The organism is Streptomyces sp. NPDC058697, from assembly GCF_042715345.1.
In the GTDB taxonomy this organism is placed as follows: Bacteria; Actinomycetota; Actinomycetes; order Streptomycetales; family Streptomycetaceae; genus Streptomyces; species Streptomyces liliifuscus.
This window is the reverse complement of sequence record NZ_JBHXSU010000012.1, coordinates 114556-128375: the sequence shown is the minus strand read 5'-3', so window position 1 is coordinate 128375 and position 13820 is coordinate 114556. Positions and strand designations below refer to the sequence as shown.

Sequence of the window (13820 nt, the reverse complement as noted above, 5' to 3'; positions counted from 1 at the left end):
TCACGCCCTGTCCGCGACGCGCTCGCCGAGCAGGCCCTGTGGCCTGAAGAGGAGCACGAGGATGAGGAGTACGAAGGCCCAGACGTTGGCCCAGGACTGGCCGCCGAGCTGTGACATGCCGGGGACGTCGGCGATGTAGGCGGTGGCCATGGTCTCGGCGAGGCCGAGGACGACGCCGCCGATCATGGCTCCGTAGATGTTGCCGATGCCGCCGAGGACGGCGGCGGTGAAGGCCTTGAGGCCGAGGATGAAGCCCATGCGGAAGTCGATCTGGCCGTACTTGAGGCCGTAGGCGAGGCCTCCGACGGCGGCGAATGCGGCGCCGAGGGCGAACGCGACCACGATGATGCGGTCGGTGTTGATGCCCATGAGCTTGGCGGTGTCCGGGTCCTGCGCGGTGGCCTGCATGCCGCGTCCGGTCCGGGTCTTCATGACGAAGTAGGCGAGGACGGCCATGCTGATGGGGGCCGCGACGAAGAGGAAGACGTCACCGGTCTGGATGGTGACGCTGCCGATCTCGAAGGGGCCGCCTTCGATCTGCGGGAAGGTCCGCGCCGACTTGGCGTTGGGGTACCAGGCCCATACCGCCTGCTGGAGGGCCAGGGAGAGGCCGATGGCGGTGATGAGGGGGGCCAGGCGTGGTGCGGTGCGCAGGGGGCGGTAGGCGAACCGTTCCGCTCCGACTGCGACGGTGACGGCGACGAATATGGCGCCGACGAGCATGAGCGGCAGGGCGATCCACATGGTGGTGCCGTCGGGGAGTACGTACAGATAGACCGTGAGCGCGCCGAAGGCCCCGGTCATGAAGATCTCGCCGTGGGCGAAGTTGATGAGCTGGACGATGCCATAGACCATCGTGTAGCCGATGGCGACCAGCCCGTACATGGATCCCAGTAGCAGGCCGTTGACCAGCTGCTGCGGCAGTTCGTTCACCGCATGTCCTCCGAGCGTTCGGATAGTCGAGGGATGTGACCGGATGCGAGTCCGCGCGGGGCGCTTGTGGTGCAGCGCCCCGCGCGGCTCATGTGGTGATGCGGGTGTGGATCAGCCTGTGTAGGTGCCGGACTTCACCGGCTTCCAGGTACCACCCTCGACGGAGTAGACGGTGAGCTGCTTGTTGGTCGCGTCGCCGAACTCGTCGAAGGCGACCTTGCCGGTCACGCCGTCGAAGGTGACGCCCTGCATGGCCTCGGTGACCTTGGCGCGGGCGTCGTCCGGAAGCTTGCCGTCGTTGTCCTCGACGACCTTCTTCACGGCTTCGATGATCGCCCAGGCCGAGTCGTAGGAGTAGCCGCCGTACGCCTCGTAGGCCTCCTTGTAGCCCGCGGCCTTGTAGCTGGCGACGAACTCCTTGGCGGAGGGGAGGTCCTCGACGGGCGCGCCGACCGAGGTGGCGAGGTCGCCGGTGCCGCTGGCGCCGGCCAGCTTGATGAAGTCGGCGCTGTAGATGCCGTCGCCGCCGACCAGCGGGATCTTGGCGCCTGCGGCCTTGATCTGCTTGCTGAGCGGGCCGGCCTGCGGGTATTCGCCGCCGTAGTAGACGACGTCGGCACCGGAGCTCTTCACCTGGGTGGCGACGGCGGAGAAGTCCTTGGTGTCGGGGTCGATGTGCTGCGTACCGACGACCTTGCCACCGAGCTTCTTGAACTCCTCGGTGAAGGTGGCGGCGAGGCCGGCACCGTAGGTCTTCTTGTCGTCGATGACGTAGACGCTCTTCTTCTTGGCGTCGTTGAAGACGTACTGCGCGGCGAACGGGCCCTGGATGGCGTCCGTGGTCGCGGTGCGGAAGTACGACTTGTACGGGCGGGCCTTCTCGCCGCCGTTCCACTTCGTGCCCTGGGTCAGGGCCGGGTTGGTGTTGGCGGGGGAGACCTCGACGAGCTTGGCGTCGTCGAAGACCTTCTGCATGGACTCGGCGACCGAGGAGTTCAGCGGGCCGACGACACCGAGGACGTCCTTGTCGGCGACCAGCTTGGTGGCGTTCTGCTGGCCCGAGGAGGGCTGCGCCTGGTCGTCGAGGGCCTCGACCTTGAAGGTGACACCTTCGACGGTCTTCTCCTTGTTGGCCGTCTTGGCGGCGAGGTCCACGGAGTTCTTGATTCCGAGGCCCAGCGCGGAGAGGTCGCCGGTCAGCGGGGCGTCGACGCCGATGACGACGGTGGTGCCACCGCCGTTCGAGTCCGAACCGCCGCCGTCCTCGTCGCGCGAGCCGCAGGCGGTGAGGGTGAGTGCTCCCGCCGCCAACGCGGCGGTGATGGCGATGAGCGAACGTTGACGCACGATCAGCAGTCCTTTCCCTGGCACGGCCCTTCCTCGTGGAACGGGCCGAGTCGAGCGCTGGGCCGAAAATAATTCGAATCCGATGGCGCGGTGACTGGCCGTGACTCTAAGCGTGTCGGGGGAACGTGGAGGAGAGTCTGACTCATGCTGTGACGCTCTTGTTATGACACGAGGTAATGCAGAGCGGTACTCAGTGGGTGGATGGGCAGAATTCCGGCCGATTCGTCCCGTCCACATAGTGAGAACCTGCAGGACGTGCCGCGGTCATTTCAGGAGCGTCCTACCGTTTTGGTGATGACCGGGAGTCGTTGCTGCAGGCTACTTGCAGGGCTCCTGAAAGGTCGTGCGCATAGCGCTCACCCAGGATGAAGCTGTGGTCCTCTATTGCACGCGTATTACGCAGAGTTACGTCCAGGAAAGGGAGAGCGGCGTTTGACGGCACATTCGCGCATTCCGTGACATGCATCGTGACGACGATCTTGTGGCCGAAACCGGGCTTGGTCCGGAACGGGGGGCGCGGAACCGACGTCAGCGAGAGGGACGCGTAGGGCTGCGAGATGCGCACGATGGTGATCGTGGGTCCGGACTGTGCGGTGACCTGCACCGCGAAGCTGAAGCTTCTGCTCGGAGCGTCCGCGGGCGGGCCCTCCGTGCCGAGGTAGGTGATGGCCACCGCCTGGGACGGATAGGGCGCTTCGGGCGGCGGCGGATCGTGCGGCCGGGTCGCGAAGAGGTAGCCGCCGCCCGTGACGACGGCGACCGCGGTGGCGGAGGCGAGCACGGCACGGCGATGCCGGGCGTACAGGCTTGTCAGACGTTCGCGCGGGGGCCCGGGCAGGAGGGGCGGGGCCGGTTCGACGGTGTCCCACGCGTGTGTGCCCTCGCCCGGTTCGACCGGACCGACGCCGTTCAACTCCAGGGCCCTCCCGTCGGGTTGCCGTCGCGGTACCGCTCGGTGCAGCGCTCGCGCGCCCCGCGGTCGATCAGTTGCCGCGCCGCCTGTTCGCCGGAGCGCTTCTTCTCGGCCCGCGCCGCGTCCACGACCTCCATGAGGATCTCGTACTGCCCGTTGGACAGGCCCATCGACTGGTAGTCCCCGTAGGTGTCGCTGTCCAGCACCTCCCGCGACCAGTGGGCGACGATCCGGGCGCACAGGTCCTCGGGAGGCGTGGCCGACGGCGTGCCGGAAGCGGCCCGCGTGCCCGCTGCCCCGCCCTGCGGCCCGGACTCGCCGCACCCGGCGGCCAGAGCGCCGGTCACGAGCACCAGCGCAAGCACCGGCCCCCGCCAGGGGGCCCCACCCGTTCCCATCCCATGACGCTATGCCGCCGGGTGCCCGGGATCAACGCCGCCCGCGGCAAGGGTTTTCCGGTGGGTCAGTTCGTCGCGTTGACGCGCTCGGCGTCGCTCGGATTCACCTCGCGCAGCATGCACGTCAGCCGCGCGCTGCACACCCGCTTGCCGTCCTCGTCACTGATCACGATCTCGTACGTGGCCGTCGAGCGGCCGCGGTGCAGCGGTGTGGCCACTCCGGTCACCAGGCCGGAGCGGGCGCCCCGGTGGTGGGTGCAGTTCAGGTCGACGCCGACGGCGATCTTGGAGCTGCCGCCGTGCAGCATGGCGCCGACCGAGCCGAGTGTCTCGGCGAGCACTGCGGAGGCGCCGCCGTGCAGGAGCCCGTACGGCTGGGTGTTGCCCTCGACCGGCATGGTGCCCACCACGCGGTCCGCGGAGGCCTCGACGACCTGGACGCCCATGCGCGTGCCGAGATGTCCGGCGGAGAACATGGCGACCAGGTCCACGCCGAGCGCCGCGTACTCGTCGATGACCTCTTGCGGGAACTTCGCGTGGTGCTGCTCACCCATGGGTTCTGCTCCTTCGTCGTCGATCACGCCGCCCGAGCGGACGCGCTGGCTAAGCGAACGCTCAGTTGGCTGCCGATTGTTCCAGACGCACGACGACGGACTTGCTGGCGGGCGTGTTGCTGGTGTCGGCGGTGGCGTCCAGCGGCACCAGGACGTTCGTCTCCGGGTAGTACGCGGCCGCGCAGCCGCGGGCCGTCGGGTAGTGCACGACCCGGAAACCGGGGGCGCGCCGCTCCACGCCGTCCTTCCACTCACCGACCAGATCGGTGTACGAGCCGTCGGCCAGGCCCAGCTCGCGGGCGTCCTCGGGGTTGACGAGGACGACCCGGCGGCCGTTCTTGATGCCGCGGTAGCGGTCGTCCAGGCCGTAGATCGTGGTGTTGTACTGGTCGTGCGAGCGCAGCGTCTGCAGGAGGAGCCGGCCCTTCGGGAGCTTCGGGTACTCGACGGGGGCGGCAGTGAAGTTGGCCTTGCCGGTGGCGGTGGGGAACCGGCGCTCGTCGCGCGGGGCGTGCGGCAGGGCGAAGCCGTTCGGGTCGGCCACGCGCGCGTTGAAGTCCTCGAAGCCCGGGATCACCCGCGCGATGCGGTCGCGGACCGTGGCGTAGTCCTTCTCGAACTCCTCCCAGGGCGTGCGGGATCCGTCGCCCAGGACGCGGCGGGCGAGGCGGGCCACGATGGCGGGCTCGGACAGCAGGTGCTCGCTCGCGGGCTCCAGGCGGCCGCGCGAGGCGTGCACCATGCCCATGGAGTCCTCGACGGTCACGAACTGCTCGCCGCTGCCCTGGAGATCGCGCTCGGTGCGGCCGAGGGTCGGCAGGATCAGGGCACGCGCGCCCGTGACGGCGTGCGAGCGGTTGAGCTTCGTCGACACGTGCACGGTGAGGCGGGCGCGGCGCATGGCCGCCTCGGTGACCTCGGTGTCGGGGGAGGCCGACACGAAGTTGCCGCCCATCGCGAAGAAGACCTTCGCCTTGTCGTCCCGCATCGCGCGGATGGCCCGTACGACGTCGTAGCCGTGTCCGCGCGGGGGGACGAAGCCGAACTCCCTCTCCAGGGCGTCCAGGAAGGCGGGCGCGGGGCGTTCGAAGATGCCCATCGTGCGGTCGCCCTGCACGTTCGAATGGCCGCGCACCGGGCAGACGCCCGCGCCCGGGCGGCCGATGTTGCCGCGCAGCAGAAGGAAGTTGACGACCTCGCGGATGGTCGGCACGGAGTGCTTGTGCTGGGTGAGGCCCATGGCCCAGCAGACGATGGTGCGCTCGGAGGCGAGGACCATGCGCAGGGCCTCGTCGATCTTCTCGCGCGTGAGGCCCGTCGCGGTGAGCGTCTCGTCCCAGTCGGCGGCGCGGGCGGCCTCGGCGAACTCCTCGTAGCCGTGGGTGTGTTCACCGACGAACGTCTCGTCGACGGCGCCCTCCGTGTCGAGGATCAGCTTGTTCAGGAGGCGGAAGAGGGCCTGGTCGCCGCCGAGGCGGATCTGCAGGAACAGGTCGGTGAGCGCGGCGCCCTTGAGCATCCCCTGCGGGGTCTGCGGGTTCTTGAAGCGCTCCATGCCCGCCTCGGGCAGCGGGTTCACCGTGATGATCCTCGCGCCGCCCGCCTTCGCCTTCTCCAGGGCGGAGAGCATGCGCGGGTGGTTCGTGCCCGGGTTCTGCCCGGCGACGATGATCAGGTCGGCCTTGTAGAGGTCCTCCAGGAGGACGCTGCCCTTGCCGATGCCGATCGTCTCGTTCAGCGCGGAACCCGACGACTCGTGGCACATGTTGGAGCAGTCCGGCAGGTTGTTCGTGCCGAACTCGCGGGCGAACAGCTGGTACAGGAACGCCGCCTCGTTGCTCGTGCGCCCCGAGGTGTAGAACAGCGCCTCGTCGGGGGAGGCGAGGGCGGTGAGCTCCTCGGCGACGATGTCGAAGGCGCGCTCCCAGGGCACCGCCTCGTAGTGGTCGGCGCCCTCCGCGAGATACATGGGCTGCGTGAGACGGCCCTGCTGGCCCAGCCAGTAGCCGCTGCGGGTCGCGAGATCGGCGACCGTGTGCGCGGCGAAGAAGTCCGGGGTCACCCGGCGCAGGGTGGCCTCCTCGGCGACCGCCTTCGCGCCGTTCTCGCAGAACTCCGCCGTGTGCCGGTGCTCCGGCTCGGGCCAGGCGCAGCCGGGGCAGTCGAAGCCGTCCTTCTGATTGACCCGCAGCAGCGTCAGCGCCGTGCGCTTCACACCCATCTGCTGCTGGGCCATGCGCAGGCTGTGCCCGATCGCGGGCAGTCCTGCGGCGGCGTGCTTCGGGCCGGCGACCTGCGGCGCGTCCTGAACCGGATCACTGTGGGGCGGCTTGCCGGCCATCTCGGCCTCCTCTTCGAGCACACGTATGAGGTACGCCTTCGATCCTCCCACGTGGTGGTGACAACGATCGCGGCCCGTCCGGGGCGAAGATCGCGCGCGGTGCGAAAGGTGTGACGACCGCGCCGTGAGGGCGGTCGTGGAGGGCGGGGCGGGTCCGACTGTCAGTGGGGCGTGGCAGGATCGGGGGCGTGGCAGATTCAGCATCGAAGAAGACCGAGAAGACCTCCGGCGGCGGACGCCCGCGGCTGATGCTCATGGACGGGCATTCGCTGGCGTACCGAGCGTTCTTCGCGCTGCCCGCGGAGAACTTCACGACGGCGACGGGCCAGCCGACGAACGCGATCTACGGCTTCGCGTCGATGCTCGCCAACACGCTGCGCGACGAGGCGCCCACGCACTTCGCGGTGGCGTTCGACGTCTCGCGCAAGACCTGGCGCTCAGAGGAGTTCACCGAGTACAAGGCGAACAGGTCGAAGACCCCGGACGAGTTCAAGGGCCAGGTCGAGCTGATCGGCGAGCTGCTCGACGCGATGCACGCGGAGCGGTTCGCCGTGGACGGCTTCGAGGCGGACGACATCATCGCCACGCTCGCCACCCAGGCCGAGGCCGCGGGCTTCGAGGTGCTGATCGTCACCGGCGACCGGGACTCCTTCCAGCTGGTCTCCGAGCACACCACCGTGCTCTACCCGACGAAGGGCGTCTCCGAGCTGACGCGGTTCACCCCGGAGAAGGTCTTCGAGAAGTACGGCCTGACGCCCGCGCAGTACCCCGACTTCGCGGCCCTGCGCGGCGACCCGTCCGACAACCTGCCGGGCATCCCCGGGGTCGGCGAGAAGACCGCCGCGAAGTGGATCAACCAGTTCGGGTCGTTCGCGGAGCTGGTCGAGCGCGCCGACGAGGTCAAGGGCAAGGCCGGGCAGAACTTCCGCGACCATCTGGACGCGGTCAAGCTCAACCGCCGCCTCACGGAGATGGTGCGTGACGTCGAGCTGCCGAAGGCGGCCGCCGACCTGGAGCGCGCTCCGTACGACCGCACGGCCGTCGCGATGGTCCTGGACACCCTGGAGATCCGTAACCCCTCGCTGCGCGAGCGGCTGCTGGCCGTCGACCCTGGGGCGGAGGAGGCGGACGCCGGTCCGCCGGCCGCCGCGGGCGTGGCGGTGGACGGCACGGTCCTCGGCGCGGGCGAGCTCAAGCCATGGCTCGCCGAGCACGGCACCGCGGTCCTGGGCATGACCACGGTCGACACCTGGGCGCTCGGCACGGGCTCGGTCGCCGAGGTCGCCCTCGCCGCGGCCGACGGCGCCGCCGCCTGGTTCGACCCGTCCCAGCTGGACGAGGCCGACGAGAACGCGTTCGCGGCCTGGCTCGCCGACGGTGACAAGCCCAAGGTCCTGCACAACGCGAAGGCCGTGATGCGGGTCTTCGCCGAGCACGGCTGGAGCATCGAGGGTGTCTCCATGGACACCGCGCTCGCCGCCTACCTCGTCAAGCCGGGCCGCCGCTCCTTCGACCTGGACGCGCTGTCCCTGGAGTACCTCGGCCGTGAGCTGGCTCCCGCCGCGACGGCCGACGGGCAGCTCGCCTTCGGCGCCGACGAAGGCGCCGAGGCCGACGCCCTGATGGTGCAGGCCCGCGCGATCCTCGACCTGGGCGAGGCCTTCACCGAGCGCCTGAAGGAGGTCGGCGCGACCGACCTGCTGCGCGATGTGGAGCTGCCCACCTCCGTGCTCCTGGCCCGCCTGGAGCGGCACGGCATCGCCGCCGACCGGGCCCACCTGGAAGCCATGGAGCAGATGTTCGCGGGCGCCGTCCAGCAGGCCGTGAAGGAGGCCCACGCGGCCGCCGGGCACGAGTTCAACCTCGGCTCGCCCAAGCAGCTCCAGGAAGTCCTCTTCGGCGAACTGGGCCTGCCCAAGACGAAGAAGACGAAGACCGGCTACACGACCGACGCGGACGCCCTGGCCTGGCTGGCCAACCAGACCGAGAACGAACTGCCGGTCATCATGCTCCGCCACCGCGAGCAGGCGAAGCTCCGCGTCACCGTCGAGGGCCTGATCAAGACGATCGCCGCGGACGGCCGCATCCACACCACGTTCCACCAGACGGTGGCCGCGACGGGCCGTCTCTCGTCGCAGGACCCGAACCTGCAGAACATCCCGGTCCGCACGGAGGAGGGCCGCGCGATCCGTCGCGGCTTCGTCGTCGGCGAGGGCTTCGAGTCCCTCATGACCGCCGACTACAGTCAGATCGAACTGCGTGTGATGGCCCACCTCTCCGAGGACGAGGGCCTCCTGGAGGCCTTCACCTCCGGCGAGGACCTCCACACCACCGTCGCCTCTCAGGTGTTCTCCGTGGAGGGCACGGCCGTCGACGCGGAGATGCGCCGCAAGATCAAGGCCATGTCGTACGGCCTTGCGTACGGGTTGTCGGCCTTCGGCCTCTCCCAGCAGCTGAACATCGACGCCGGTGAGGCCCGCGCGCTGATGGACACGTACTTCGAGCGCTTCGGCGGCGTACGGGACTATCTGCGCCGCGCGGTCGACGAGGCGCGGGCGACGGGCTACACCGCGACGCTCTTCGGGCGCCGCCGCTACCTCCCCGACCTCAACAGCGACAACCGCCAGCGCCGCGAGGCTGCTGAGCGCATGGCTCTGAACGCGCCGATCCAGGGCACGGCGGCGGACATCGTCAAGATCGCCATGCTGAACGTGGACCGGGCTCTCCGTGAGGCCGACCTCAAGTCCCGGATGCTCCTCCAGGTCCACGACGAAATCGTCCTGGAGATCGCCCCGGGTGAGCGTGCGAAGACCGAAGAACTGGTCCGCCACGAGATGGCCAACGCGGTGCACCTCCGGGCACCCCTGGACGTCTCGGTCGGCTCGGGCCCGGACTGGGAGTCGGCCGCGCACTAGCTCCGCTGGGGCGCGGTATTCGGCTGCGGGCCGGTGGGGGCTGGTCGCGCAGTTCCCCGCGCCCCTGGGTGGGTGGGGGTCGGTGTGGTGTGTCGGGTGCGGGTTCGCTTGGGCTGAGCGCGCAGTTCCCCGCGCCCCTGAAGACAAGGGCCGAGGGCTGCGCCCCGGCCCTTGTCTTCAGGGGGCGGTAGCCCCTGCTTTTAAGGGGCGCGGGGAACTGCGCGGCCAGCCCCCACCGGCCCGCACCCGACAAACAACGGCCCCCGACCCCACCCAACCCCCGGAGGCCCCGTCACCCACGTGGCCCCCGACCAGAAGCCCCCAGCGGAGCGCCCCGCAAGGATGCGGGCATGGGTCCTCACATACGACACATACAGCGCGACACACAGCGCGTACACGGACGGCGCGTACAGCGCGCACGGTACGTACGACACTGCCGCACCGCCCTAGTCGCAGCCCTCGCCTCCGTGCTCCTCACCCCGGTCCCCGCCATCGCGGCCACCGCGGCCAGCCCCAGAATCCCGGCCGGCGCCACGACCAGACGCGTCCCGGCCGACACCGCCGACTGGAGAGACTGGACCGGCCGGCACCCCCGGCAGGGCGCCACGGGCCACCACACCCCCTCGGCCGACCCCACCGACACCGTCACCTGTCAGGCACCCCAGGCCCCCGACCTGGCCGCCCGGCTGGCCCGGGACATCCAGGCGGCCCTGTCGGGGAGGGACGGCACGGTCTCCGTGGCGGTCCACGACGACTCGGGACTGACCTGCGCACGGGCCGGCGAGCGGCAGTACGACTCGGCGAGCGTCGTCAAGGTGCTGATCATGGAAGGGCTGCTCCGCCGCGCCGAGGAGCTGGGGCGCCGGCTCACCCAGTGGGAGGAGACGAACGTACGCCCCATGATCGTCAGCTCCGACAACGACTCCGCCGCGCGCCTCTGGGCCGACCTGGGCCGCAGCTATCTGAACGACTTCCTCACCCGCGTCCGCACCAGCGCCACCCTCCTGGGCCCGGGCCGCTACTGGGGCCTCACCCGCACCACGGCCACCGACCAGCTGCGCCTGCTGGACGTACTGACGAACGCCCAGTCCTTCCTCCGCACCCGCGCCTACGGCCTGAAACTGCTCTCCGAGGTCCGCGCGGACCAGCGCTGGGGCGTCCCCGCGGGCATGCCGCAAGGACTGACGGCACATGTCAAGAACGGCTGGCTGCCCAGAGCCACCCACGGCTGGCGCGTCCACAGCATCGGCGCCTTCACCGGCGAGGGCCGCGGCTACCGCATCGTCGTCCTGTCCCACGACAACCCGACGATGGCGTACGGAGTCCGCACCATCGAGCGCATCGCCCAGGCCGTCCACCGGGGCCTGGGCCAGGGCCGCGGCGCAGGCCGCGACCTCACGCCGGAGACCGCGATCAGCGAGGAGTCGGACGGCTCGGCTCCGTACGAACCGCTGCCGGGCTGGGACGAACCGGAGCCGGACGCCACACCCTGACCGCCACCCCGTACAGCGCGAGGCCGACGGCGAGACCCGCCCCCGCCCCGAAGCACACGGTGGGAATCAGCTCCCAGGGCTTCGCGTCGGCCGACCAGTGGTCCCACCAGCGCGTCGCCCGCCGCACCGCGGCCACCGTCGCGCAGCCACCGATCACGGCCGCCGCCAGCCACCGGTCCCGTACGGACAGCACCGGCACCCCCACGGGCTCGGTGTCGCGCTGCCGTCGGAGGGCGACCACCACGAAGGCGGCGATCACGACCGCGGCGACGGCCGAACCGCCGTACTGCAGGTACCAGTAGAGCGGCGAGCCCGCGATCTCCTGCCCGAGGACCGGAAAGACGCGCATGCCCCACCGGTCGAGATGTGTGAACGCGTCCCACACGACATGCGTCAACGAACCGGCCACCGCGGACACGTACCACCACAGGGCCAGTGAGGGCCGGAAGCGGGCGCGCGGCGCACCGCAGCGCAGAAGAGCCGCGACCCGTCCCTGCCGGCCCCGCGGCAGCAGAGCCACCAACGGCTCGCGCAGCACCAGCCAGGCACCCACCAGCGCCCAGGCGACCAGCACATCGACCGTGAACACCCCGGTGAAGGAGTGCGTGAAGTCGCCGAACTCCATCGCCTCCGGCAGCACACTCGCCGCGTAGTAGGTCATGTCGGGCGCGAACGAACCGGCCACGAGCAGGGCCGGAACCAGTCGGCCGCGCCCGGTCCCGTCGGTGCGCACGGCAGGCAGAACGGCCGCGGCATGGCTGAGGGTGAACGGCAACGGGGCTCCTTGCGAACGACATTGACCGCGACTGACCGCAACTGGGCGCGACCAACCGTGCGCGACGGCCTGGCGGCCCCGAACGGTCCGGGCGATCCCTTGATCGATGACGCTCAGTATGCGGTCGGCAGTTCCCGTCGGTCCCGCATGCACCCAGGGCGCCAGGGCAGGAGAAACGGGATATGGCCAACCGGTGAAAAACGGGCACGAACGGGTGTCTGCGCAACGGAAGTTGTCGTAGGGTCGCCTGGGTCGCCGTGCTGGGGAGCGCGGCCGGAAAACAGGAAACGCGCGCAGCGCGGGCGATCGTCCACGGGAGGGGTTCACGCAATGGCGGCGCAATTCGGCAGGCGAGTTGTCAAGGGGGCGGCAACCACCGCTGTGGCCGCGGTCGCGGTCGCGGCGCTGTCCGCGTCCCAGGCGCCGGGCGTGACCGACACCGCACAGGGCAGACAGAACACCGGCTCCCAGCCCTCGTCCGACGACCCGGACGCCGGCAACAGTGCCACCGGCAACTCGCCGTACTACACCGACCTTCCGCCGCTCAACAGCCCCACCCCGACGCCCACCACGGGCACCGGAACGCCGACCGTTACGGGAGAGGCCGAGGCCGGCATACCCGCGACCGTCCTCGACGCCTACAAGAAGGCCGAGGCGGCGCTGGGCGAATCCAAGCCCGGCTGCAACCTGCCCTGGCAACTCCTCGCAGCCATCGGCAAGGTCGAGTCCGGCCAGGCCCGCGGCGGCCGCGTCGACGCCAACGGCACCACGACCACCCCGATCCTCGGCCCGGTCCTCAACGGCAACGGCTTCGCGAGGATCACCGACACCGACGGCGGCGCGTACGACGGGGACACCACCCACGACCGTGCCGTCGGCCCCATGCAGTTCATCCCCTCCACCTGGGAGTGGTCGGGCCGCGACGGCAACGGCGACGGCAAGAAGGACCCCAACAACATCTACGACGCGGCCCTCGCCGCCGGCGGCTACCTGTGCCGGTTCGGCTGGGACCTGTCCGACAAGGCCGACCTCAGGCGCGCGATCCTCAGCTACAACAACTCGACGCACTACCTGAACACGGTCCTGTCGTGGCTGGAGTACTACCGCAAGGGCACCCACGAGGTCCCGGACGGCACGGGCACGCTGCCCTCCAGCCGCAGCGACGACAACAACGGGTCGAGCTCCTCCCCGACGCCGACCGCGCCGGGCACCACCCCGCCCGGCTCCCAGGCGCCGGGCGGCGGCGGTTCCACGAGCCCGAGCCCGAAGCCGCCCACCACGACCCCGCCGCCGAGCACACCGCCGACGACTCCCGCCACGCCCACCGACACGGTGGACCACCTGGAGGACGCGGGCACCGCCAAGCTCACCGCGACCGCGGGCGACGCCTTCGCCGAGAAGATCGCCACCCGCACCGAGACCGAGGCCGGCAAGGCCGTCGCGAAGGTCCGGGTCCGGTTCACGATCGTCGGCGACACCGACTCCGTGTTCACCGGCGGCGAGAGCGTCGCGACCGTGGTCACCAACAGCTCCGGCGTGGCCACCGCGCCCGCGCTCAAGGCCGGCGAGAAGACGGGCGACTTCACGGTCCGCGCCACCGTCGTCGGCCGAGCCGTGGTCGGCCTCGACTACAAGGCCTCGGTCACCGCGCGCCAGGCCGACGCCCTCGCCCGTACCAGCGACACCGCGCTGACCTGCGTCGCGGGCGGCGAGTTCGCGGACCAGGTCGAGCTGAAGGCCACCTACAAGGGCGCCGCCGCGAACGGCGTCGCGGCCACCGCCACGCTCATCAAGGCGGCGGACGACGCGACCGCCAACGACAAGGGCCCCTACTTCAAGGACGCCGACGGCAAGACCGTACGGACCCTCGCGGGCCTCAAGACGGACGCGAACGGTCTGTTGAAGCTGCCGGAGCTGTACGCGGACGACACGGCCGGTACGTTCCTGCTCCGCATCAGCACCACCGGCGGTGCGACGCTGACGGTCGAGCTGAAGGTGACGGCGGCGGCAGCGACCGCCTCACCGAGCCCCTCCGCCTCGTAGCCCCGCAGGCCTTCAGAACGACGGTGCCCCTCCACCCGCTCGGGTGGAGGGGCACCGTCGTTCTGTGTGTGCAACGTGTTCTCATCTCGCCCGCCCGTTGCTACGGTG

The 13820-nt window shown here is 70.4% G+C and carries 10 protein-coding genes; 3 read left to right on the top strand and 7 right to left on the bottom strand.

The features are described from left to right. From ACFWXQ_RS26925 to ACFWXQ_RS26900, 6 genes are all read right to left on the bottom strand, one after another. Complete coding sequence (locus tag ACFWXQ_RS26925) at positions 1 to 933, bottom strand: branched-chain amino acid ABC transporter permease (RefSeq protein WP_143637658.1); 933 nt, start codon at positions 931 to 933, stop codon at positions 1 to 3. A gap of 111 nt (positions 934 to 1044) precedes the next feature. Next, positions 1045 to 2280 (bottom strand): branched-chain amino acid ABC transporter substrate-binding protein, encoded by a 1236-nt coding sequence (locus ACFWXQ_RS26920; protein WP_383939376.1) that lies wholly within the window; start codon positions 2278 to 2280, stop codon positions 1045 to 1047. 280 nt (positions 2281 to 2560) lie between these two features. Continuing rightward, positions 2561 to 3193, bottom strand: coding sequence for a Tat pathway signal sequence domain protein (locus tag ACFWXQ_RS26915; RefSeq protein ID WP_383939284.1), 633 nt, complete (start codon positions 3191 to 3193; stop codon positions 2561 to 2563). Then, on the bottom strand, positions 3190 to 3591 hold the full coding sequence (locus ACFWXQ_RS26910) for a hypothetical protein (protein WP_383939281.1): 402 nt from the start codon (positions 3589 to 3591) through the stop codon (positions 3190 to 3192). The genes ACFWXQ_RS26915 and ACFWXQ_RS26910 overlap by 4 nt, the downstream gene beginning before the upstream one ends. Positions 3592 to 3656: 65 nt before the next feature. Next, a complete protein-coding gene (locus tag ACFWXQ_RS26905; protein ID WP_383939278.1) occupies positions 3657 to 4145 on the bottom strand; it encodes a PaaI family thioesterase in 489 nt (162 codons plus the stop codon). Between the two features lie 61 nt (positions 4146 to 4206). Beyond that, positions 4207 to 6486: an FdhF/YdeP family oxidoreductase gene (locus ACFWXQ_RS26900; protein WP_383939373.1), complete on the bottom strand. Its 2280-nt coding sequence runs from the start codon at positions 6484 to 6486 to the stop codon at positions 4207 to 4209. 188 nt (positions 6487 to 6674) lie between these two features. Between ACFWXQ_RS26900 and polA the strand changes: the two genes are divergently transcribed. Both polA and ACFWXQ_RS26890 read left to right on the top strand, forming a co-directional pair. Next, entirely contained in the window at positions 6675 to 9401 is a 2727-nt protein-coding gene (polA, locus tag ACFWXQ_RS26895; protein WP_383939276.1) for a DNA polymerase I, read from the top strand. Between the two features lie 350 nt (positions 9402 to 9751). Next, positions 9752 to 10894, top strand: a complete 1143-nt coding sequence (locus ACFWXQ_RS26890) for a serine hydrolase (RefSeq protein ID WP_383939273.1) — start codon at positions 9752 to 9754, stop codon at positions 10892 to 10894. On the opposite strand, the gene ACFWXQ_RS26885 is transcribed toward ACFWXQ_RS26890, so the two are convergent. Next, complete coding sequence (locus ACFWXQ_RS26885) at positions 10815 to 11669, bottom strand: DUF4184 family protein (protein WP_383939269.1); 855 nt, start codon at positions 11667 to 11669, stop codon at positions 10815 to 10817. The two genes, ACFWXQ_RS26890 and ACFWXQ_RS26885, sit on opposite strands and share 80 nt — an antisense overlap. A gap of 330 nt (positions 11670 to 11999) precedes the next feature. Here ACFWXQ_RS26885 and ACFWXQ_RS26880 point away from each other — a divergent pair, with 330 nt between their 5' ends. After that, a complete protein-coding gene (locus ACFWXQ_RS26880; RefSeq protein ID WP_383939266.1) occupies positions 12000 to 13712 on the top strand; it encodes a lytic transglycosylase domain-containing protein in 1713 nt (570 codons plus the stop codon). The last annotated feature ends 108 nt before the right edge of the window (positions 13713 to 13820 follow it).